The sequence below is a fragment of the candidate division Zixibacteria bacterium HGW-Zixibacteria-1 genome (assembly GCA_002838945.1).
Classification (GTDB): domain Bacteria; phylum Zixibacteria; class MSB-5A5; order GN15; family PGXB01; genus PGXB01.
The window spans coordinates 1-23,734 of record PGXB01000039.1; the positions used below are offsets into that span (position 1 = coordinate 1).

The following is a 23,734-nucleotide window of genomic DNA, read 5'->3' on the forward strand; positions in this document are numbered from 1 at the left end:
CGTCATTCGAGCCTGGGTTTTAAAAATCCAGTTGACTTCGAACGGGCGGCTACCCTATCTTAACTATGTGTCCATTTTTTTAGGGGAAGACCAATTTATTTATATTTGCAATAATATTTACGGAATATGCTGACAATTGAAAACAATTTCCGTTCATAATTGGTTTAACACGGGGCTTTCAGCAGCCTCTTGGAATATAAAGCCTATTTCATTATTGTCATACTTCAACTTTGGCCACCGCCATTTGTGAAAAATACAAAATTAATTTCATTATTGCAATTTAAAGTTTTGTCGTTCAGACAAATGATTTTCATAATCTTGTTTAAACACATCTTCTTTAGCGCTCCGCCCCAAATAAATTTGCTGCGGCCGCCCGGACGGAACACCGACCTGCTTTTTAATCGGTGAACTGTGCTCGAAAAAACTATCAATTTGATTTTCCTGATACGTTTAATATATTATACAATCGAAAGCAAATTGTCAGCCTTTTCATGGGAAGGGCAGATATATTTATCTTATGATTAATAAGATCAAGGAGCGGTCATGAAAAAGATTTTTGCACTGCTGGCGCTGTTGCCGGCCGTATTGCTGATGTTCGGAATCGGCAATCTTTTGGCGGCGGAAAAGGATGATGTTCCTCAAAAGGTTACCGCGCCCAAGGCGGTCATGGAGGCTTTTCAGAAAGCATATCCGAAGGGTGAAGTAAAGAGTGTAGGCATGGAAACCAAGGACGGCAAAGATTACTATGAAATAGAGAGCATTGACGGCAAAACAGAGCGCGATATTCTTTATAATGCCGACGGCGCCGTTTTTGAAATCGAAGAGTCCATTCTGCCGGAAACACTCCCGGATGTAATCAAGATGTCCCTGAAAAAAGAGTATCCGAAGGGAGAAATCAGGGAAGCCGAGAAAATTAGCCGCGGGAAAGTCGTCGAATATGAAACTTTGCTTGAAAATGGAGAAGAAAATATCGAAGTGGTTCTGGATGATTCAGGCAAAATTCTGACCCGGCAGGTTGTTTCGGATGACGACCAGGTGGACGACGAGGATGCGGGCTCTGAAGTAGAAGATGATTGATGGATAATTGGAGATTCAGCCCAATTTATTCCGCAAACGACGGCAGGATCGCTCTCCCGTCTATGACGGGCTTCGGATCCTGCCCTACCCCGACGATATGTCCCACATGGATGTCCCGTATGTCATTGCAATGTAATGACATAAACTAAAGCTTAAAATCGTCCGTTTTCCTTCATAAATTTTCATCAAATTGGTCCGCTTTTGCGTTTTACCTGTTGACAATGTTAGAGTATTCTAATATTATTAGAGCTATGAAACTAACGACGCGGGAAGAAGATTATCTTGAGACCATTTTCCGGCTGACCGAGGAAACCGGGGAAGTCGGCGTCTCCGATGTGGCCAGGGAGCGGGGCGTGACCTTGCCGACCGTCATTTCGGCCGTGACCCGGCTCAAACGGAGCGGGATGATCAGCAAGCAGCATTACGGCAAGATTCATCTCAACCCGGCCGGCAAAAAGAAGGCCTCGGAGATATACAAGAGGCATCGGGCCATCAAGACCTTTTTGATCGATATCCTCGAGGTTCCGCAAAAGCTGGCCGAGCAGGAAGCCTGCCGCATGGAACATGCCATGCAGTCCGACACGATTATGAGGCTGGTGGATTTTATGGAAGTGATTCAGAGCTGCCCGATGCGGAACAAGACTCTTCAGGAAAAATGTCTGGCGATAATAGACAGCGAACGCAGGAAATGACACAGGCGCGGAGTGAACGATTAATGAGTCTGAATGATTTGAAACCGGGACAGAGCGGCGAAGTGGTCCGCATTACAGGCGGCGGCGCTATCAGAAGACGGTTGCTTGATCTGGGCATCCGCGCCGGGGAAACGATAAAAATGGTCAAGGCGGCGCCGCTCAGGGATCCCCTCGAAATCTCGCTGGGCAACGGGCATATCAGTATCCGCCGGGCGGAAGCCGCCCTGATCGAAATAAAGGTAATGTCATAGGTCACTGTGGATGAGCGTCGCCAGATAAAGATCGCCCTTGTCGGAAATCCCAATTCCGGGAAAACCTCCATTTTCAACTGTCTCACCGGAGCGCGGCAAAAAGTTGCCAATTTCCCCGGTGTTACGGTCGAGAAGAGAGTCGGGCACCGCCGGTATCTCGACTATGATATCATGTTTGTCGATCTGCCCGGAACGTACAGCCTGACAGCCTACTCGCTGGATGAAAAAGTCGCCCGCGATTACATCATCAACGAAAATCCCGATCTTATCATTAATGTTATCGACAGCGGCAACCTTAAGCGTTCGCTTTACCTGACCATGCAGCTTATCGAGATGGGTGTCGATATCATTCTCGATATGAACATGTGGGATGAAGTGCTCGAGGGCGGCATCGAAATCGATATCGAAAAACTTTCCAAACTTCTGGGTGCACCGGTGGTCAAGACCATCGGCAGCCGGGCCCAGGGAATCGACAATCTCCTCGAGACCGCCGTCGCCATGGTCGAGAACGGTCATGATAATCACGATAAGCATGATGAAAAGCATCACAAGAAACACCGTAACGATAATCATAAATCACACCGTAAGCAGCATCGGCGGCGCATGCATCATCGCCACCCGCCGGTTTCCTATGGGCCCAGGCTCGATGATGTAGTCACGACCCTTTCCAATGAGGTGGAACACTGCTGCCACGGCTGCCGCGGGTGCGGCAACCCGCGCTGGCTGGCCATCAAATTGCTCGAAGGTGACCCGGAAATAAGGGAACGATGTATCCCGTCCGATAAAGAGCGCCCGACTCTGGTCACACAGCTTCAGCATTCGGTCGATCATATCAAGGCGACCACTAACGAGGATCCGGAGATCATTATCACGGAAGGGCGTTACGGTTATGTGGCGGGGATTGTCCGTGAAGTGATGAAACAGCCGCTGAAGGACCGGATGCTTCTTTCGGAGCATATCGACAATCTCCTGACCCATCGGTATTTAGGCTACCCGATTTTTCTGGTTATCATGTGGCTGATTTTCCAGGCGACATTCAAGATCGGGCAATATCCGATGGAATGGATCGACCGCGGCGTCGTCATGCTTCAAGGGCTGATGGCCGGCATCATCCCGGCGGGGGCCTTTTCGAATCTCGTCATCGAAGGAATAATCGGCGGCGTCGGGTCGGTTATGGTCTTTCTGCCGAATATCGTTATTCTGTTTCTCGGCATATCGGTCCTCGAGGATTCCGGCTACATGGCGCGCGCCGCATTCCTGATGGATCGGCTGATGCATTTCCTGGGTCTGCACGGCAAATCATTTATCCCGATGCTGATGGGTTTCGGCTGCGGAGTGCCGGCGATCATGTCTACGAGGACGCTCGAATCACCGCGCGACCGGATTCTGACCATATTGATTATACCGCTGATGTCATGCAGCGCCCGCCTTCCGGTTTACGTCCTCTTCACCGGCGCCTTTTTCGGGGCGGCGGCCGGGAATGTCATCTTCTCGATTTACCTGGTCGGTATCCTGATTGCGGTGCTGGCCGCGCGCCTGATGCGCAAGACTATCCTCAAGGGCGACAGTATCCCGTTCGTCATGGAACTGCCGCCGTATCGCTACCCTACCGTCAAATCGGTCGGGATACATATGTGGGAGCGAACCAAGGTTTATCTCAGGAAAATGGGCGGTGTCATCCTGATCGCTTCGATTATTCTCTGGACATTGGGGAATTTTCCGCGCAAGAGCGAATATGCCACCGATTATGATTCTCAGATCGAGCGGTATTCGTTTATCGAATCCGATTATTCCACTCAAAAAATATCCGAACTGGAAGCGGCCCGGGCCACCGAGGATCTTCAGTATTCATTTATAGGGCGGATCGGCGGGATTGTCGAACCGCTCGTGACGCCGCTCGGTTTCAACTGGCAGATGGGTGTTTCCCTTATCACCGGTTTTGTCGCCAAGGAAGTGGTCGTGTCATCGCTGGGCGTGCTATATCATATCGGTGATGAACCCGGTGATGAATCCGAAAGCCTGATCTCGGTTCTGCGCAATCCTGACAACGGCATCACCAAACTGGCGGCGTACGCCTTCATGATTTTCGTCTTGCTGTACACCCCATGTGTGGCGACGATTGCCGCTATCCGGCGCGAGACCGGGTGGAAGTGGATGTGGTTTTCAATCGTCTTTCAGTCAGCGCTTGCCTGGATCACCGCCTTTATGATTTATCAGGGCGGCCGGTTGCTCGGGTTTTTATGATAGATGCCGTGAATTGCTCGGGCAATTATCAAGAAGCAAACTATTTCATCAGTGACACCATGCCATATCCGAAACTATATGCCATTCTGATTGCGGCCATTATTATCATGCACCGTCTTCCCGGTGTTATATCCCCGGCATTTTTCAAGAGAATGGTTGCATGGTACACGAGCAAGAGGCTGATTTGTGTTGCCGGCGGCGCGGTGTTGTGTATTATGGCGCTATGGGGTGCTTATGTGATTATAGCTGACTATCCGCCTCATGGCTGGCTTCTGCTCGGATTATCAATAGTCATTTTTCATAAGGCCGTTAGATTTGTCATTTCACCTTCAAGGGCGGCAAAACGGGAACTGGAAGCATGGTCGCAATTGCACAGAAATATCTTTTTCATCTGCCTGGCCTCGGTTCTGGCGGGAGTTGCTTTGATTATCTTTGCCATATATATCATCTAGCGGGTAGGTCGAAATCCCCGCCATCATAGCATGTCTTTTCTGGCAAAAACCACATCATTTTGATGGTAATTCCATCCGGGGGGTATTATAGAGGGAACTTTCTATGATTACACCTGATTTTGCGCCTTATATCATTCGCTGGGGCGTTAGCCCTGGCGAATGCGCCCGGCCTGAAAAAATCGGGCCGACACGCGGGTCGGCCTCTACGATTAAAATTTCGCTGCCCCAATGTAGTCGAAACTTTAAAAATGGGAAAACGAACCCAATTCCGTGTAATCGTATGAAAGCAAATATCGTACAAGGAAATTTTTGCAAAAATCACTGCAAAAACGATAGTAATTTGATGGTGATTTGTTACGCAATGACATGCGTAATTCTTTTAATCGTCGGTGTAAATGTTATTTTATGGAAAATCACGACCGGCAAAGGGTGGCCGCGCCAAATTTATTTGGGGCGGAATGTTTGAAAAGACATCCCCAAACAAGTTTGGGAATGCCACCCGGTTACCCAGGGAAATGGGACTGTCAGGTCACATTCCCCCGATTTGCATCGGAGGAACAGGACCTGACAGGACCTGACAGGACATGAATTGAATGTAGCGGCCGACCATGTGTCGGCCCGTCGCCTGGAGAATGGGAATATCGAAATTTTAAAAACGCAAAAACAAAGCCAATTTTTGTGCGCGGCCCGCCATGGCGGGTCCACAGGCCTCCTGAGTTTCGAAGGATCTGCCCGTTCTTATATTCTACAGTCAAAGTAGGGAAGGGGGGCTCCGGACTCCTGCCTCTTGCCCTCCCACTCCTGAAAATATTAGCAAGATTCGGGTGGCGGGGAAAAGGGCGATATATTATTCTTGAATTATGAAAAAGCAAAATTATTCACAGCAGGCCGAAGATTACCGGCGGATCGAGAACGCGATCAAATATATCGAGGTCAATTTCAAGTCGCAACCGACCCTCGATGAAATCGCCGCCGCTGTCTGTCTGAGCAAATATCATTTCGAGCGGTTGTTCAAGCGCTGGGCCGGTATCAGCCCGATGCAGTTCATGCAGTTCCTGACGCTCGATTATGCCAAGCAGAAACTGGCCGAGGCCGGTAATCTGCTGGATACTTCATTTGATGCCGGACTGTCCGGGCCGGGGCGGCTGCATGATTTGTTTGTCACTTTCGAGGCCATGACGCCGGGCGAATTCAAGAAACTGGGGGCGGGCATTGAGATCGAATACGGGTTTCATCCGACGCCATTCGGCGAATGTCTCCTGGCGGCCACCGACCGGGGTATCTGTTTTCTTGGGTTTGTCGATAGCGGCGGTCAATCGAAAGCGATGCGGCTATTTAAGAAAAAATGGCCTAATGCGGAGCTGATCGAAAACAGAAAGCAGACAGAGTCATACATAACCCGCATATTCGCACCGGAGCATGCCTCAAAACCAGAACCGTTTCATGTTCTGATCAAAGGGACCAATTTCCAGGTGAATGTCTGGCGGGCCCTGCTGACTATCCCGCGCGGGAATGTCGTCAGTTATCAGGATGTCGCCGCCTATTTGGGCCGACCAAGCGCTTATCGGGCGGTGGCCAATGCCGTCGCCGGCAATCCGGTGGCCTATTTGATTCCGTGCCATCGGGTCATTGCCAAATCCGGGAAGATTCATCATTACCTCTGGGGCACGGCGCGGAAAAAGGCGTTATTCGTGCATGAAGCAGCCATGACCGCTTCAGACAGTTTGTAAATGTCATCCGACTTTGCTCAACTTTTTCGGCGGATAATCTTATTCCAGATTCGTCTCCATGAAAAGCGCGAATGGCTGTCGCGCAACATGCACCTTATCTGAACATAGTCCATCCATTCAGGATGAGGGACATCCAAAGCCGGGGCCGGGTCGGGATAAAACTGCGGGAGATATTTTCTGATAATTCGGTTGGCCAGCAGGTAGCCGTGATTTTCAAGCACCGCGATTTCACCTTTGGTGAATCCGTCGAGATCGGTTCTTATTTGCGAAATAATATCCTCGGCCAGGCTTTCATCATAGCCGGGCAGGGCTGAATCATCATGATCGGTGGAGGCATTCAGGACCCCCCAATACCCTCCCTGCTTGAGCGGCCCGACACCATCATCGGTGACGACTTTGGTATTGAAATCGGCGAACAGCCACCTCTTGCGCAAGGCCCCGACCTGATTGGAAGCGATCCCGAAATAACGCATCCAGAGACGGAAAGCAGTGCCTTCCTCGAAGATCTTGAATGGTGCGCCGCCATCCGAGACAAAAATGACATTGTGCTTTTTGGTCGGCTCCAACCCAAGATTGTCATAGACACCGCCGTCGGAAAGACGGATTTTCGGCAATAATCCCTCTTTTTTACCGATATCCAATTTTTGGCGTTTTGATTCTTTGACAAAATGTTTGCCGATCGGCATCGGGTCGAAGATCGGCGGGAAACATGATGAGGCCGCGACCGCCCGCGCCACCGTCCAGTCGGCCGGGGTTTTGATGTGGCGGATACCGTAATCGCCGACCCGGGTGCGCTCGAATACCCAATTGATGCCGAAGACGATGTCGGTGGCGCAAAAGACGAAATTGGGATGTTCCGGCAGATCGACCAGTTTCATGTCGGTCAGGTAGCGCCGGTAGCGGGACATCAGGGCGTTGACCTGGGTGCTTCGATTGGGCCAGTTCCATGGAAGCAGGAACCGCTTGAAGATCGGGATGGTGCGAATGTCACGGCTGCAAAATTTCCGAAACGGGACCGCGACCAGGTTTTCCCAGTCTGGAATCTTACCACCCTGGAATGGTTGTTTCTTGAGGCATGCGGCCAGATGCGCCGACAGGATGCTTCCGCCGGAGACCGAGCTCAGCGTATCGACCCGGCCGAGGATGCCGAGTTCGTTCATCCGCCGCAGGGCGCCGAGATGAAACAGCGCGGCGCGGTAGCCGCCACCCGAAAGACAGAGCGCGATTTTCAGCTTGTCTTCCGCAGTATCGACAGTTTCCCCGGCTTCAGGATGTTCTTGATGGTTCATTTTCCTGATAACTCCCTATAAATGGATCAGAATTGATAGGGCAGGCGCCGAGCTATTTACTCCAGACCCACCAGTTAACTCGAAATTATGGAATAATAGACAGATAAAGTTAATAAATCTTTAATAGGTGGACAAGATAAAAAGTGACATGGAGAATTAAAAGGTCTTTGATCCTACGTCTTCCGTTCTTTTTTCTTGGCGGCGGGGAAGAGGACATTGTTCAGAATCAGGCGGTAGCCGGGGGAATTCTTGTGAAGCGATAAATCGGTCGGCGGGTCGTTGACCATGTGCTGGTAGTCCTCCGGGTCATGGCCGGATAAAAAGGTGAAAGTCCCGCGGCCATAGTTACCGTGAATATAGCGGACCTCATCGTAGCCCTCGGGCATCCCCAGAATGGTCACATATTTCTTCAACAATGATTTTCTGAAACCGGTGTTCTGGCCCATAAAGCCGTTGACCATCCCGACATGATCCTGCACCAGCATGGTCGGGACCGGGTCGAGTTTGGCCGAGAATTCGAACAAGTAAAAGAAATCGGCCTCCTGGCCGGGGAACCGCACCAGGCGGTCAGGATAGGTATCGATATCGCTGTGCCGATACAGCAGCGGGTCATAACTGGGGGTGAAATTTTCGAAGGCGAGGCATTTCGAATAATCCAGCCTCTCGGTTGCGCCCGGATCGACCGGATCACCATCGAATTGCGGCGGGCAGATATCGACCCCTTCGGCCGCCAAAGCGATATCGATGGTTTCACAGGCGGAACACATGGCAAACAGGAACCCGCCCCGCCGGACGTAGTCCTTTATCGTCTTGGAAACTTCTTCTTTCATATCCGAGACTTTATGAAAGCCCATGCGGCGCGCCAGGGTTTCGTTGGCTTCGACTTCCTGACGGTACCACAGCTCATTATGAAACGAGGCATAGAATTTGCCATACTGCCCGGTAAAATCTTCATGATGCAGGTGAATCCAGTCGTAATCATCAAGAGCGCCGGTCAGAACCTCCTCATCCCAGATCATGTCATATTTAATTTCGGCATAGGTCAGAGCGAGAGTGACGGCATCATCCCAGGGTTCGAGATTTTTTGGAGAATAGACCGCGATGGACGGAACCTTTTCCAAAATCACGCGCTCCATATTTTCGACATCGATGGTGCGGTAGATATCGGCCAGTTGCGACGAGTTGATTTCTTTGGTGGTGACGCCGCGGATCAGGCAAAGTGAACTGAGTTCGTCATCGGAATCAAAAACAAAAGATCCCGCCCGGTAGTTAAGCAGCCATTCGACCGATTTACCCATTTCAAGAGCCTTGAAGGCAATGCCATAGGCCTTCAGATGGTCGGCCTGGGTTTCATCCATCGGAATCAGAGTCACCTGGGCGGAAATGTTTCCTGCAAAGGCAGACAGCACGATGATAAATATCGAAAGTCTGAAAAATGTTTTCATCATATCCTAAATCGGCAAAGTCTAATTTATATAAACGCAATCAATTTGCGATATATTTACTTTTACATAGAAATTAATCGAAAGTTGACGGCCATCGGCGGAAATCACTTCTTTTCCCGGTTTTTCATTCGCTGCCGGTATTCGCGGTATTTTTCGAGGTATTCGGCTATTTTACTTTCCCGACCCCGCTGCTGAGGCTCGTAATAAACGGTTCCGGCCAATTCCTCGGGGAAACATTCCAAGTCGGTCAGGGCGTCTTCGTAGTCATGGGCATATTTGTAATCCTTGCCATAACCGAGGCTTTTCATCAATGAAGTGGGGGCGTTTCGGATATGGTGCGGCACCGGAAGCGAACCCTTTTCCTCGACATCTTTCATCGCTTTCCCATAAGCCATATAGGCGGAGTTGGATTTGGGGGCGCAGGCCAGGTAAATTACAGTCTGGGCCAGGGCCAGTTCACCTTCCGGCGTCCCAAGGAAATGATAAGTATCCCGCGCCGCCAAAGCGACATTGAGGGCGGCGGGATCGGCCAGCCCGATATCTTCGATAGCCATCCGGATCAGCCTTCGGGCGATAAACAGGCGGTCCTCGCCCGACTGAAGCATCCGCGCCAGCCAGTAGAGCGAAGCATCAGGGTCGCCGTTACGGACCGATTTGTGAAGCGCGGAAATCAGGTTGTAATGTTCTTCGCCGGCCCGGTCATATATGAACGTTCCTTTCTGGTGTATCTCGACTATTTTTTCAAGGGTGATCTGGCCGTCCTGACCGGCATCGGAAGCGGCGGCCTCGAGAAGATTCAGCGCCCGGCGGGCGTCGCCGTCGGCTGCCGAGACCATAAATTGCAGCGCTTTATCCTCGACCGTGAGATTCATCTCGGCCACACCGCGCTCGCTCTCATTCAGGGCGCGAATTACTATTTTTTCCAGGTCGGAATCGGTGAGGCGTTCCAGAACATAGACTTTGACCCGCGACAACAGCGCCGAGATAACTTCAAATGACGGGTTCTCGGTGGTGGCGCCGATCAGGATAATGTCCCCTTTTTCGACATAAGGCAAAAAGGCATCCTGCTGGGCCTTGTTGAAACGATGGATTTCATCGATGAAAACATAAGTCTTGCGGCCGGTTAATTTCTTGAAATTACCCGCTTTCGAAATGACCGCCTTTATTTCCTTGATGCTGGACGTGACCGCTGAGAAAGGAATAAATTGTCCGCTGGTGGCGATGGCAATCAATTGCGCCAGCGTGGTTTTGCCGGTTCCGGGCGGGCCCCAGAAAATGACCGATCCCAGCCGGTCCTGTTCGATGGCGCGCCGGAAGGGGCTGTTTTTGCGGACCAGCTTCTCCTGTCCGAAAAACTCATCAAAGCTCCGCGAACGCATCCGGTCGGCCAGCGGTTTGGTGCGGTCGAATTCTTTCTGGCTCAGGCCCTTATTTTCATTGTCTTCGAATAATTCCATGGCTGTTATTAATATAAGAAAAACAGGGGAGAATGTCGGAAAATAATTAAAAATGTGAAAAAGGGAATGGTGGCGCCATTCCCTTCTATTAAGTATGTCAATCTTGTATTAAGGGCAAACCGGTTCCGGGCCGCCGCGATATAGATATGCAATCAAATAGGAAACATCGAGGATATTGAGGTTGCCGGAACTGTTCGCGTCAACCGCATATTCATCGATTGGTCCCGGGCCGCCTTTGTACAGGTAATTTATGAAAGCAGTTATATCGAGAATATTGAGAGCGCCATTCATGTTGTAGTCGCCACAAGTATAACAGGGGTTATCTCCCATGACGGCATAGATCGACCCGTCGACCGCTTTGTAAGGATAATATGTATTACCTATAACAATCCAGTTATCCGAAGGCTGAGGGGTCGTCTGGATATCAAGCAAATTTACGCTTAAATCACGCTGACATTTCGCCTTAAAAGATAAATTGAAGAATGTCTTAAACTGACTGCCAACAGGCATGCTCCCGCTGGCAAGATTTACCGCGACAATATCATATAACCCCCCCGGGATAAGCTCATATTCAAGGGTGCCGTTCCATATTTCGGGAAGAGTATAGGCGGAATCAAAAGTCAGCCTTTCCGGATCAAACCTGGCATAAACCTGAAGTGCGGTAACGGTATCGGTGGGATAACAATTTTCCAGGAAGCTGGTGATTTTAACCTGAAACGGCACATTGGCCGTTTCGGATGTGCCGTCCGGTGAGGTGCCTTCGATAAAAATAACGGCGGCGTCGAGTTTGAATTCGACTTCATCGCAGGTATCGCAGGAATCACCGATGCCGTCCTGGTCGTGATCTTCCTGGGCCGGATTATATATGTGCGGGCATATGTCAAAAGCATCGGCATAGCCGTCACAATCCATATCACCGTACTTGTAAATCGCGACCTGAGCCAGGGTATCTTCCGCCGCGACAGGTTTTCTTAATAATATTTCCGGGTAACCGTCATGGTCGAGATCACCCCCGGCGGCGTTGGTGCCGTATGCCTGAAATAATTTTGCAAGATTCGACCCGGAATAAATATAAGTGTATTTGGCACTTCCACCATCAATGTCGATTCCCAGGTCAGGCACGCCATCCTGATTGGCATCACCGGCTTGAAAAAAGTGGACCGCCCTGAACGGGAAAGCATGGATTATGTTGCCGGTCGCACCGGAAAACAAGAAGGTGGTATCCATGGAGGAAGCCAGTATATCATCATAACCGTCACCGTCAATATCGCCCGGCCCGAAAGCCCTCCAGCCCAAAACGTCGTCACTTTCGGCGCCGACGAGAGTATACAACGTGTCGCCGTCTTTTCCGGAAAAAACATACAGCCAGCCGTACATCTGATTTATAAATGAACCGGCATCTGAAATAAAGAAATCATCGTAGCCATCGTTATTTACATCGCCCAGGCCGCCGGCCAGAATTCCCCATAAATCATGTCCGGCAGTATTAGAATAAGTGTACAATTTATTGCCGTACTTTCCCGAAAAAACGATAACTTTTGAGATGTCGTCCAGCGCGATTATGTCATCATAGCCGTCATTATTGACATCCCCGGCGTAGTCCACGCAATTGCCGAGATCATCGGCGCCCGGGCCGCCTTCCAGGGTATAAATCAGGCTGCCGGTGCGGCCGGAATAGACATTGACGCCGCCATTGGGGGTATATGGTGTGCCGACAATAAGATCATCATAGCCGTCATTGTTGACATCACCGCCGATATTAATGACAGGGACATTATTGTTATAATTCATTTCCGTAGCAATTGTATACATCAGATCCAGCGTTTTTCCGGAATAGACATATACCTTATCGATATCGTTGGCGGTAATGGCTATGTCGTCGTAACCATCATTGTTCAGATCACCATTTGCCGAAATCCAACCGCCAAATTCAAGGCCGGCCTGGGCATTTGTAATGGTGTTGGTCAGGCACTGGGCATTCAGCCCGATGGAAAGGATCGAAAGCAGCAATATGATCAAAGCCGGGACCAGTAATCTCATTTGTTCCTCCCTTATTAATGGCGCCTTAATATATCCGAAATTTCCAAATATTGCGAATATATTTTTCCACGCACCATGAAGGCAAACTTATTTTATATACAATATCCGGTACTCCCTGCTATGGGCAAACCGGATCCGGGCCGGATTTGTATAAATAGTTGAGCAAATCGACAACATCGAGAATATCGACATTCCCCGAGTTGTTGACATCGATCGCTTCCGGCACGAAGGGTGTCGGTCCGGCCTTATACAGATAATTAATAATAGAAACGATGTCGAGAATATTAAGGCTCTGATTAAGATTGAAATCGCCGCACACATAGCAGGGATTTTCGCTCCAGACGGCAATTACGGAACCGTCGATAATTTCGTTCGACCTGATCATACGGCCGCCCATGAAAATCGAGTTATTAAATGGAACGCTGCTCATATTGAGGGTCGTTTCATTTAAATTCGGCTGGCACCGGGCATGGAATACAAGATAGAAATAGGTCGTGAATTCCGAAGGAAGCGGCATGCTCCCCTGATATAATTGAACAATAATTCTTCCTATTCCCGGTTTATATGAGGGATCGAAATCAAAATCCTGTCCGCCATTCCAATTCACCGGATCGGCATAGACACTGTCGAAAATAAGTAGAGTTGTATCAAATAAGAAATCGACGGCGAGTATATAAAAAGTGTCGCTGGGGAGACAGCCGTCGGACCACTCGGTGAGTTTCATCTTAAAAGGCACGACTGCCGTTTCGCCGGTTCCATCGGGCGAGGTGCCCTCAATAAAAACCGGTACTGTTTCCAGTTTGAATACCAGATCATAGCAATTGTCGCATTTATCACCGATGCCGTCACCGTCAATATCGGCCTGGTCGGGGTTGTATGTACTCGGGCAATTATCGATCGGGCAGGTACTGGCCGGAAAACCGGGGTCAGCATAGCCATCGTTGTCGGTATCGGTGCACTCATCGACATCATCATACACGGCATCGCAATCGGCATCGAACAGGCGGTAAATCATGACCGTGTCGGTAACGGTGCTGTCGCCCTGGCTGCCCGCACAATAGTCGGATACCAATTCCAAATAGCCGTCGTTATTGATATCGCCGATATCGGCGCCGAGAAAATAGCTGGTGCTGCCGGCGTCATAGATCAGGTTTCCGGATTGCCCGGAATAGATTTTATCAAGGGTTCTGATATCGGCAAAGCCGTCCCGGTCAATATCGCCGGCTCCGCCAATGGAGCCGTTTTCATTAGAAAGCTGGTATATCGATTCGCCGGTTGCCCCGGAGTATACGTAGGTTTTTGGGGAATTACTTATTTGTCCGATTGCCGCGGCGTCGTCAAAACCATCGCCATCGACATCTCCGACAATCGCGGCATTGAAGCCGAAAGTATCAAATTTATCCTCACCCTCGGCAATAGAATAGATTATCTCGCCGGTTTGTCCCGAATAAAAATAAAGATGGCCGACATTCTCCTCAACCATGACATTCCCGGGATCGCCGATTATGAAGTCGGGGTATTCATCATCATTGAAGTGACCGTTTCCATCAATGAAGAGCGGGTAAAGGGAGCCGGCGCCGGGCACGGTAACGGTCATAATCAATGCCCCGGTTTGTCCGGAGAAAATGTATGCGCTGCGGCCAAAGGATCCGGCGATAATGTCAATATATCCATCCCGGTCGATATCTCCCGCCGGGGCCAAGCCGATCCCCAGACTTTGCGTTAACCCTTCTCCGGTAATGGTCCGTATTAGGGAACCATCAGCGCCGGAATAGAAGCATATTCGACCGATCTTATTGAGCCCGATACCATACTGGTGATCGGATATAATGATATCATCAAAGTTATCATTGTTGATATCGCAGGAAATTAGAAGATTATAGCCGAAATGCTTGACACCGGGTTCACCGTAGAACTCGTAAAGTAATTGCTTTGTCTGACCCGAAAAGACATATACTCTGGAAGAATCGATTTCGGCCGCGGCGATATCATTATAGCCGTCATTGTTGACATCACCGGATGCCGCGACAGTATAGCCGAATGATACGCCGGTGCCGGGATAAACAATTTGATCAGCAGGGCACTGCGCGATCGATGCGGCCGATAAAAATGAAATTGTCAGGGCTGCGAAAATGGCGGTATAGACTTTCATTGTCCCTCCGGGACTTGAGAGTTGAATGTAAAAAGTCGTTCCCGTCAAATTGGGAAAATCAAGGAAGCATGGGAACAATTATCTACGATGTATATATCCAATATAATACTCTAACTCCATGACTGTCAAGATATTTTTGCGAAATAGCCGGGGCGGCCGGTATATGCCGGAATGTACAAAAAAAGGGTGCGCGGGGCGATAATTAGCTCCGCACACCTTATATTTTGGAAAATCAGAAGTTTATTCAAGGCATTCGGTCAGACTGTGATAAGCATCATGCATATCGGTCATCCTGGCCTCGATCAGTTCGGCGCTGTCGGTCTCGCAGGCGGTGCCGAGGCTGTCGACCGCTGTCTTGAGGGCGTTTCGATTGGCATTGAAACTTTCGGCAAGAAAGCTGTATTTCTCCGGAAGTTGCGCGTCTACAACAGCCTGGGCCCGTTCTTTCAGGTCGGGGATGGCGGCTTTGATGGCGGCATAATCTTTATTGGGCAGCGCCTCATGCCAGATGGGCTGCAGAATTTCATGGAAATGCTCGAGTTCCGGGAGGCGGATGGATACCGCTGTCATAATATCGATAAAGGCCAGGCGGACCTCATCGAGCGCCGCCGTCAGCGTGGAATCATCAGCGGTTTGGGCGGCGGCTTTGAACTTGACGACGGCATTAGAAAAGGGCTGGAGTTTCACATCGAAATCGGCTTTGACATCGTTATAGAAAGCCGGAAGTTCGGCTTTGGCCAGGCTGCCGGCGGCATTCACCAGGACCTGGAGAGAATCGCGAAGCATTTTCATATCGCCATCCATATTGGCCTGCCAGAACATTTTGAAAACTTCGAGGAACTGATCCACCTGGACGATTTCGCGTTCGGGGGCAGCCTCAATGGTGGTTTTGTCACTTTTGGCCTTGTCGCCCTGACAGCCGGGCAGTAATGCTATGCCGAACAGGATCATCAGAGTGATGATTCTTACGACCGGTCTCTTACTCATACATCCTCCTTATTATTGCAGTCAGCTGCTTTTTGATATTTCGATATTGTTTAAAAATCTAATCCTGGACCAAACCGGGATTATTTATTTGTCGCTCAGGCTGACAAGAATATAAAAAAGTGTGGACACAAGCAAGGGTTTTGTTATCGACAAACAAAACCCCCGCCATGCACTTGACTAAAATATATAATGTTCAATGCTGGCGTTGAAGGCGTAATTATAGTTGTCGTCGTCCTCAATAAATATCCCTTGCGGCAGTTCTCCAGATGAGAAAAAGTAGCCTACACTTAAAGTGAGCGTTGTTGGAATCGCCAAACGATATTCCAAATTACCACTGAGGTCTAAATCCCACATTGTCTGTGATAAATCAATGAAGGTATTACTAAGGGCATCGAATACAGTAGTTGTGACCTTTCGGTGATGCTGAATATGGTAATCGCCAGCGAATGAAATTGATGTCCTTGAATTGATGATATTTGTGATGACGGCCGTCAAGTCTCCTGTGTACATGTCCTTATATTTATAGATCCTTTCAAAATGTCGATTTGAATAATTAGGCAAATAACTTATCAGATCATCTTCGTATTTTATTTCATGTTTAAAGTACGTGGCAATTGATATTGTACCATCAAGCTGCCAGTGATGGCCAAAAGGTTCATGGTATTCGCCTTCTATATTTAGTCCACCCGACTTAATGATGTCTTTGCTATGTACATAAGAATGTGTGATTGTTTCAGAAATTAAATTTGTGTCCACAGTTGCAGGGAAATTCAGATCAGTTTCAGTGGATAGCTCATATATAGTTCCTTTGGTTGTCGTTTGGCTGCTCAAATAATAATATGACAGGACCGGGCCGACGCGCAAACGATAGCCGAATTTTCTTGATACTCGAGGAAAATAATCCCACACATCCTGCAAAATGACCAGACCTGACGGATCGAGTTCAGTAGCTATATTCTCGCTCTTGAGATAGTCACAAATAGCTGTCAAAGCCTCGATCCTGCGTATTCGACTATCAATAATGTGTTTCATATTATATTGATAAATTATCTCAGTCAGCCGCATCATCTGGTCATAATCGGGCATTTTTATCAGGTAGCTGTTCTTCTGCAACTCATCAATCATGTATAATGCGGTCGATGCATAAACGCCCTCATAAAGCCTTCCCCATCCCGGGCCAAGTTTTACATCGATAGTATAGCGTTTTGAATCCCGATTTATATCTTCATTTTGGCTTTGATAATTCTCAGATAGAGTATTGGCGACAATAGCTCTGGAATAAGAATCCTCATCATTACTGGGCCAGGCAGTATTAACGTAATCAATGCTAAATTCTTCTTCACTTGAAAGGAAAAGATCGTCCAAAATGTATATCCCTGCGTCGATAAAGTATGAATTGAAAATATGATATTCATAACTGGTAATTTCACTTTCCAATTTACGTAAATTGGTGATGGCATATTTAAAGTCGTCTACATCTTCAAAATGCTCACGACCGAAATCGGCTAATAAATCCGAGCGAAATAAATAAAATCGGGGAATTACCTCATATCTTTTTTCGATTTCCCCGCCAAGTTCGAGATTTTGCTCGTTGCGTCTGTTTTCGTAGCGCCTGTATGCGGATACAAACGGTTGATTCTCACTTAACCGTGATCCTGAACTATTCATTCCACCGTTTACTTTCAGTTCGAGGTCGGTGAACCTTTGCGGGATAAAACTATCCACCCTGAATTGCGGTTGATCGGCAAAAACAGCAGTGGTCATCGATATAAAAATAAAAAGTGAAAAATAAAATGAGATCCGATAGCGGTACATAACGCCCTCCCATGATTATATTCTATTTTAATTATGCCGCACCTTATTATAATAATAAATGTAGCGTCGGTTCCACAATTATTTCGATTATGGCGAAAAAAAAATTGAGGGAATGTCGACTTATTTTATCAGCTTTTGGATTATTTCATCGGCGAGCGGAAAGCCGGATTCGGTCAGCCGCATATATTTTTTACCGGCTTCGATCAGTCCGGCATGCAGGCAAATACTGAGATTTTGGGTGTCGATGGCATTCTTCAGCGGCATCTTAAAACGCCGCCGGAAATCCTGACGGTTAATTCCTCGGGTGGTGCGCAAACCGAGCATGATAGCTTCAGCCATCCGTGATTCAATGCTCTCGGTATCGAAAATGAGGGGGCGGATGCCGCGCGAGATCTGGTCGATATATGTTTTTAGATCCGGCTTGTTGGCAAAGCGGCGGTTGTCGATAAAACTGTGGGCCGAAGGTCCGAGGCCGAGATATTCGCCGCCCTCCCAGTAGCGCATGTTGTGCCGGCATTCGAAACCGGGTTTTGCGAATGAAGAGATTTCATATCGGTGCAGATTATACTGCCCCAGTTCCATATTAATAGCCAGGTACATGGCTGCCATCAGGTCGTTGGCCGGGAGGCGCAGCCGGCCGTCGACGATTTTCTTTTCCAGAATTGTGTCATGCTCGACAGTCAATTGATAATATGAGACATGCGGCGGGGCCAGGTCGATCAATTGATTCAGATCATCCGAAAGAAGTTTTCCGGTCTGACGCGGCAGGCCGAAAATCATGTCGATGCCGAAATTTTCGAAGCCCAGCGCCCGGGTCAGATATATCGCCCGGAAAGAATCATCGAGAACATGTTTTCGTCCGAGCAGTTTAAGCAGGCGGGTATTGAAACTCTGAATGCCGAATACGGGCCGGGTAACACGCAGTTCCTTGAAAGCATTCAGGCGGTCGGCATCGACCGATTCCGGGTTGACCTCAAGCGTAAATTCGACGCCGGGTTTAATCGTAAAATGAGAGCGAATACTGGTCAGGAAATTTTCGAACAGAGGGAGGTTGATTAACGATGGTGTTCCGCCTCCGAAATAGATGGTCTCGATAACTCTGTTATCGGGATCGATAGTATCGGCGGCCAGCGCCAGTTCGGTTGTCAGCGCCTTGAAGTAGGCGGTTTCCATGGTTTCATTGCATCGGATTTTATAGAAGTCGCAATATGAGCAGAGATTGGTGCAAAAGGGATAATGGATATAAAGAGAAAGAGTCATTTTTAAAGCGCGGTAAACAAACGGTCCCACCGCGTATGGGACGGAAAACCGGTCAGGAAGTAGAAAGTATTACCGAAGACGGAGGTAATATAAGGAAACTCCCACTTGGGGGAATCCGGATCGGGTTCCCATGACCAGTATATGAACAACGCCTTGCCCTTGAGAAATTCAGCCGGCACAAAACCCCAGAACCGGCTGTCCTGGCTCTCATCACGGTTGTCTCCAAGCACGAAATATTGCCCGATCGGAACCTGAACAGGGCCGAAATTGTCGCGGGCCGAAAGCTGAGCCGCCATGATTTTGGGATCGCTGTTTTTGGCATTGGGGAGAATTTCCGCCAGTTGATTATCGACATAAACGACCTTGTCGATTATTTCGACGGTCTGACCCGGCAGGGCAACTATCCGTTTGATATAATCCTTGGTCGGATTAAGCGGATATTTGAAGACGACGACATCATTTGTCTGTGGTTCGCCGAAATTGTAGGCCAGTTTGTTGACGAAAATGTAATCTCCCTCGAACAGCGAATCCTCCATCGAGGCGGAATCGACCCGATAAGCCGACACGACAAACAGCCTTAAAAGAACGGCTGCCGCCAGCGAAATAAAGAGAACTTCGACATATTCCCGCCAGAGCGGTTTGGTCTTTTGGGGCCGGCGGGGTGGTCGCGGGGGACGAACCGTCGGCTTATCCGTTTCGACCTGTTGAAATTCTTCAAGGAGAAAATCGTTATTCATACTTGTTAATTTATCGGTGTCTTGTTACTTTTTCTTTAACTGTCCAAAAGACAATAAATAAGGATTGATTTTCAATGCGCAAGTCATTTATAGAATATTACGTTTCAGCAAAAACAATCAATAATTATAGAAAGGAGATATTGTGAAGGAAATTATTAAGACCGATAAGGCGCCGGCTGCGGTCGGGCCGTATTCGCAAGCCATCAAGGTGAAATGCGCCACCATGATTTTCTGCTCGGGGCAGATTCCGCTCGATCCCAAAACCGGAAATATTGTCGGTGAGACCGCTTCGGAGCAGGCCGAGCAAGTGATTACCAATCTCAAGGCGGTTTTGAAGGCGGCCGGAGCCGATTTGACCAATGTTGTCAAGACCAATGTATATCTAACCAGTATGGATGATTTCGTCCCGGTCAATGAGGTCTATGCCCGCCATTTTACGACCCAGCTTCCGGCGCGCGCCGCGGTTGAGGTCAGCCGCCTGCCCAGAGGTGTCAAAGTCGAAATCGAGGCTGTTGCGGTTATCTGAAATTGAGCGAGCGAAATATAAGACTGTTTTACTGGCTTGAGGCAGGATTATCCCTCATGGGCGGGATTATCCTGCCGGTTTATGTCCTTTATTTCAGGCATTACGAAATCACGCTTTTTCAGGTGGCTTTACTGGCGGCGGTCTTTGAAGCCACCATTATAATATTTGAAATACCGACCGGCCGTCTGGCCGATCGCTACGGGCGTAAGTTATCGACTTTCATAGGCTTCGCTCTTTACGCCATGTCTGCCCTGGTTTTCCTGCTCTTTCGTGATTTTACCGGTTTCTTGGTCGCGGAAGTGATTTTCGGTATTGCCGAGACTTTTATTTCGGGCGCTCTTGAGGCGCTGGCTGTTGACAGCCTCCCCGAATCGAACCGGGATGAACGGCTGGCCGAAATATTTGCCAATCGGACCGTTTATAAGTCGGCATCTTTATTATGCGGTATGATTCTGGGCGGGTTTCTGGCCGGGGCGGCCCTTTCGGCTCTTTTTATTCCAGTTTTGATTGTGGCCCTGTTATGCCTTTTGCCGGCTTTGTTGCTTCAGGAAACGAGGGCCTCGGAAACGGATGATAAGCCATTGCCACTGTCATCTTCCTCAATACTAAAAACAGTTCTTTCAAGCGGGACAGTTGCGGCGCTTTTTGCGGTCGGGCTGGCGGCAAATTTTGTCTTCGAACCGGTCGATCAATTCTGGCAGGTTTTATTCTCGGAAGTCAGGAATTTGGGTGGGTCATATTTTGGTATGTTAACAGCGGCCGGGATGATAATGGCTATTGTCTCGGCAAAGATTACAAAGAAGTTATATGGCTATCTCAAGCTGTATTTGACCGGGGCCTTTATTCTTGTCACGCTCTCTTTGATGGCGGCGGTACGGCTGCCGATGGCTCCGGCCCTGGCTGGAATAATAGTCTATTTTGCCATGAAGGAACTGATTCGGCCGATAATCTCGACGCACCTTAACCGCCGCTTCAAATCGGAAAACCGGGCGACCATGCTCTCGGCCTATAATCTGGTCTGCTCGATCGGTGAAGTTGCAGCCGGAGTCCTGGCCGGTCTGATGGCGCAACAATGGGGTGTTAAATTCCTGTTTTATGTCTCGTCTGTCGGCGCCGTGATTATTCCAATAATTTATATTGCCGTTTCCGGCGCCAGAAGGCCAAAGCCTTGAAATTAGTTAATTGTCCTATGCTCTAAAATCGACTTTTGCCGCGTTCCGGCGCCAATAATAAATTGAGGTTGCCGCTATTAATATTAGAAGAATCATCAGGATCAGTCCACCGGTACGTGACAGGAAAGGAACTCTTTCCCTTATTGGTATAAATTCGACATAGTTTGGCGACTGCCCCACATAAGAGCAGCCGTATTCAATCCGCATGTAGCCGTCCTCGCCCCATCCGGTTCCCCAGGAATTACGAATTATCCATATCCCATTTGTCCCCTGCCTGTCATCCCAGCCGACAATGTTGACGGTATGGTTGACCATCGAATCATTACAGGCATTGAAAACTCCGCCGGTATAGGCCCGGAACGGATCATTTACGAAAATCGAGACGCATATCGGGCCATAATCCAGAATGGCCTGCTTCATGGCCTCGATCGACGGATTGAATAAGTCATCGCCGATATAACTCCAGCGATGGATGGTATAGGGGTGAGTATGTTCTCCATTGCAGTAACCTTCTTCCTCCAGGTAGGGGAAATCTTCCTCCGGGACGGCACCGTAATGCCCGCATTTGCCGACCTTCCATTGATGGTAGTCATGAGCGTAATAACCGCCGTAACAGCCCCACATATGAGTGTTGCAGTCGATCAGCCATTGTTCGGATAAATCAACCGACAGGCCGAATCGACGCTTGATGGCCGATTCGAGAGGTGCGATAGTGGCGAAGGCCCAGCAACTGCCGCATCCACCCTGATCCCTTATGGGCGTCAGGGCATCGCTTGACCGCCAGTCGAAACTGACGGGCAGACTTCGTGTCGGTGTGCAGGAATCAAACGGAGCCATATCCATCCAGTCGGGCGGCGTTACCAGACCGCACAGTTGTTCCATCGATAACTGCGTGGCCGGGTTCAGCCCGACACTGAATGTCCAGCCTTCCTGCAATCCCTGCTTATGCAATTCCTCGATATCCGAAGCGCTTATCTGTGCCATCGGGGAGGCGGCCGAGGCGGCAATATATATTAAGAAGGAAATGGTAATAATGGCAAGATTCTTTTTGGTTCCTGAAAGTCCCGCAATGCAAGGCATAAGTCTCCCTCCGTTTGAATTTGGCGATGGTCGCCAATACTTTTTTGAAGTCAGCGGGGCAGGGATAATTTAATGCAAAAAATAATAATTAATGAGAGCCATCTATTTGCAACAGCTTCCCGATAACAGATGGCCTGATTTATTTAAAACTATCCTTACTGTAAAGATATCTCTTGACGTCTATTTTGTCAAGAAATAGTATTGATTTGACAATGCCTGTACCGTTATGTCCTGCCTAAATAAGAAAGCAATATTAGTATAGTATACTGTTTAGTATATAATTTTCGATTTTATCACCGGGGGTGAATTGCCCCATGATTTTGTATAATCCCGCTTCTTTTAAAAAGAAATACTGTTTTCTTTCGACAAAACTCTTGACAAATTTGAAAAAAGGTATTTTATAGGTTCTTTGATTTGTGATTATTATCACAATCTTGTTTAGGCCGGGAAAATCGGTAGGAGTTGACAAAGGATATGAGCGAGTACTTATCGGTTTTGATCTTTCTGATGGTTGGGATAGGAATAGTCCTCTTTACCTTTTTCTTTGCCCGGCTGATTCGGCCCCATAATCCTTATAAAGCCAAAAATCAAACTTATGAATGTGCCGAGACCCCGATCGGGAATTCGTGGGTTAAGTTCAACAACCGCTTCTACATATTTGCGCTGATTTTTGTCGTTTTCGATGTTGAAGCGATCTTTCTCTTCCCGTGGGCGGTGGCTTTCGGTCAATTGGGGCTGTTTGCCCTGATAGAAATGATAATCTTTATTGCTATTTTGATTTTCGGGCTTTACTATGCGTGGAGGAAGGGGGCGCTTAAATGGGTATAATAAAGAAAGTTCCGGTATATTTGGAAAAAATCCCGGGTGGAGGTCTGATAACCACCAGCCTGGATTCCATTTTCAGTTACTCGCAGGCCAGTTCACTCTGGTATTTGCTATTCGGAACCGCCTGTTGCGCCATTGAGTTGATGGCCACCGGCGCATCCCGTTATGATTTTGACCGGTTGGGCATGATTTTCCGCGCCTCGCCGCGCCAGTCCGACCTGATAATCGCGGCCGGGACCATTACCAAGAAAATGGGCCCAAGATTACGGCTGCTTTATGATCAGATGGCCGAGCCGAAGTATGTCATCGCCATGGGGGGATGCACGATCGGCGGCGGCCCGTTTTATTATGACAGCTATGCGGTTGAGAAGGGAATCGATCATATTGTGCCGGTTGATGTTTATATCCCCGGCTGCCCGCCGCGGCCGGAATCGCTTCTGGAAGGCTGTTTGACCCTGCAGAAGAAGGTCAAGAAACTGAAAATCCAGGATTGGAGTTAAAGT

22 protein-coding genes are annotated in these 23,734 nt (G+C 48.7%); 11 read left to right on the forward strand and 11 right to left on the reverse strand.

Going from position 1 to position 23,734, the window contains the following annotated elements:
- The first annotated feature begins 543 nt into the window (after nt 1–543).
- From CVT49_13020 to CVT49_13050, 7 genes are all read left to right on the forward strand, one after another.
- Nucleotides 544–1,077: a hypothetical protein gene (locus tag CVT49_13020; protein PKK82534.1), complete on the forward strand. Its 534-nt coding sequence runs from the start codon at nt 544–546 to the stop codon at nt 1,075–1,077.
- 221 nt (nt 1,078–1,298) lie between these two features.
- The gene (locus CVT49_13025; GenBank protein PKK82535.1) at nt 1,299–1,769 is read left to right on the forward strand and encodes a metal-dependent transcriptional regulator; all 471 of its coding nucleotides are present in this window, start codon (nt 1,299–1,301) and stop codon (nt 1,767–1,769) included.
- A 23-nt stretch (nt 1,770–1,792) separates the two neighbouring features.
- On the forward strand, nt 1,793–2,020 hold the full coding sequence (locus tag CVT49_13030; GenBank protein PKK82536.1) for a ferrous iron transport protein A: 228 nt from the start codon (nt 1,793–1,795) through the stop codon (nt 2,018–2,020).
- 24 nt (nt 2,021–2,044) lie between these two features.
- Nucleotides 2,045–4,264, forward strand: coding sequence for a ferrous iron transport protein B (feoB, locus tag CVT49_13035; protein PKK82566.1), 2,220 nt, complete (start codon nt 2,045–2,047; stop codon nt 4,262–4,264).
- On the forward strand, nt 4,261–4,716 hold the full coding sequence (locus tag CVT49_13040) for a hypothetical protein (protein ID PKK82537.1): 456 nt from the start codon (nt 4,261–4,263) through the stop codon (nt 4,714–4,716). Before feoB ends, CVT49_13040 begins: the two co-directional genes overlap by 4 nt.
- Nucleotides 4,717–4,819: 103 nt before the next feature.
- Complete coding sequence (locus CVT49_13045; GenBank protein ID PKK82538.1) at nt 4,820–5,182, forward strand: hypothetical protein; 363 nt, start codon at nt 4,820–4,822, stop codon at nt 5,180–5,182.
- A gap of 394 nt (nt 5,183–5,576) precedes the next feature.
- Nucleotides 5,577–6,446 (forward strand): 6-O-methylguanine DNA methyltransferase, encoded by an 870-nt coding sequence (locus tag CVT49_13050; protein PKK82539.1) that lies wholly within the window; start codon nt 5,577–5,579, stop codon nt 6,444–6,446.
- Nucleotides 6,447–6,463: 17 nt separating this feature from the next.
- On the opposite strand, the gene CVT49_13055 is transcribed toward CVT49_13050, so the two are convergent.
- The 9 genes from CVT49_13055 to lepB form a co-directional block, all read right to left on the reverse strand.
- On the reverse strand, nt 6,464–7,735 hold the full coding sequence (locus tag CVT49_13055) for a hypothetical protein (protein ID PKK82540.1): 1,272 nt from the start codon (nt 7,733–7,735) through the stop codon (nt 6,464–6,466).
- Nucleotides 7,736–7,908: 173 nt separating this feature from the next.
- Nucleotides 7,909–9,180, reverse strand: a complete 1,272-nt coding sequence (locus tag CVT49_13060; protein ID PKK82567.1) for an asparagine synthetase B — start codon at nt 9,178–9,180, stop codon at nt 7,909–7,911.
- A gap of 104 nt (nt 9,181–9,284) precedes the next feature.
- On the reverse strand, nt 9,285–10,637 hold the full coding sequence (locus tag CVT49_13065; GenBank protein PKK82541.1) for an AAA family ATPase: 1,353 nt from the start codon (nt 10,635–10,637) through the stop codon (nt 9,285–9,287).
- 108 nt (nt 10,638–10,745) lie between these two features.
- On the reverse strand, nt 10,746–12,677 hold the full coding sequence (locus tag CVT49_13070; protein PKK82542.1) for a hypothetical protein: 1,932 nt from the start codon (nt 12,675–12,677) through the stop codon (nt 10,746–10,748).
- Nucleotides 12,678–12,795: 118 nt separating this feature from the next.
- Nucleotides 12,796–14,829, reverse strand: coding sequence for a hypothetical protein (locus CVT49_13075; GenBank protein PKK82543.1), 2,034 nt, complete (start codon nt 14,827–14,829; stop codon nt 12,796–12,798).
- Nucleotides 14,830–15,069: 240 nt separating this feature from the next.
- Nucleotides 15,070–15,816 (reverse strand): hypothetical protein, encoded by a 747-nt coding sequence (locus tag CVT49_13080; protein PKK82544.1) that lies wholly within the window; start codon nt 15,814–15,816, stop codon nt 15,070–15,072.
- Between the two features lie 177 nt (nt 15,817–15,993).
- Nucleotides 15,994–17,631: a hypothetical protein gene (locus CVT49_13085; protein ID PKK82545.1), complete on the reverse strand. Its 1,638-nt coding sequence runs from the start codon at nt 17,629–17,631 to the stop codon at nt 15,994–15,996.
- A 120-nt stretch (nt 17,632–17,751) separates the two neighbouring features.
- The gene (locus CVT49_13090; protein PKK82546.1) at nt 17,752–18,891 is read right to left on the reverse strand and encodes a hypothetical protein; all 1,140 of its coding nucleotides are present in this window, start codon (nt 18,889–18,891) and stop codon (nt 17,752–17,754) included.
- Between the two features lie 2 nt (nt 18,892–18,893).
- Entirely contained in the window at nt 18,894–19,628 is a 735-nt protein-coding gene (gene lepB, locus CVT49_13095; protein PKK82547.1) for a signal peptidase I, read from the reverse strand.
- A gap of 142 nt (nt 19,629–19,770) precedes the next feature.
- Here lepB and CVT49_13100 point away from each other — a divergent pair, with 142 nt between their 5' ends.
- Together CVT49_13100 and CVT49_13105 are read left to right on the forward strand one after the other, a co-directional pair.
- Nucleotides 19,771–20,154, forward strand: a complete 384-nt coding sequence (locus tag CVT49_13100) for a hypothetical protein (protein ID PKK82548.1) — start codon at nt 19,771–19,773, stop codon at nt 20,152–20,154.
- A 56-nt stretch (nt 20,155–20,210) separates the two neighbouring features.
- Entirely contained in the window at nt 20,211–21,326 is a 1,116-nt protein-coding gene (locus CVT49_13105) for a hypothetical protein (protein ID PKK82549.1), read from the forward strand.
- A 15-nt stretch (nt 21,327–21,341) separates the two neighbouring features.
- On the opposite strand, the gene CVT49_13110 is transcribed toward CVT49_13105, so the two are convergent.
- The gene (locus tag CVT49_13110; protein PKK82550.1) at nt 21,342–22,406 is read right to left on the reverse strand and encodes a hypothetical protein; all 1,065 of its coding nucleotides are present in this window, start codon (nt 22,404–22,406) and stop codon (nt 21,342–21,344) included.
- Nucleotides 22,407–22,659: 253 nt separating this feature from the next.
- On the reverse strand, nt 22,660–22,875 hold the full coding sequence (locus CVT49_13115; GenBank protein ID PKK82551.1) for a hypothetical protein: 216 nt from the start codon (nt 22,873–22,875) through the stop codon (nt 22,660–22,662).
- Nucleotides 22,876–22,880: 5 nt separating this feature from the next.
- Here CVT49_13115 and CVT49_13120 point away from each other — a divergent pair, with 5 nt between their 5' ends.
- A complete protein-coding gene (locus CVT49_13120) occupies nt 22,881–23,234 on the forward strand; it encodes an NADH:ubiquinone oxidoreductase subunit A (protein PKK82552.1) in 354 nt (117 codons plus the stop codon).
- A complete protein-coding gene (locus tag CVT49_13125) occupies nt 23,225–23,731 on the forward strand; it encodes an NADH-quinone oxidoreductase subunit B (GenBank protein ID PKK82553.1) in 507 nt (168 codons plus the stop codon). The genes CVT49_13120 and CVT49_13125 overlap by 10 nt, the downstream gene beginning before the upstream one ends.
- The last annotated feature ends 3 nt before the right edge of the window (nt 23,732–23,734 follow it).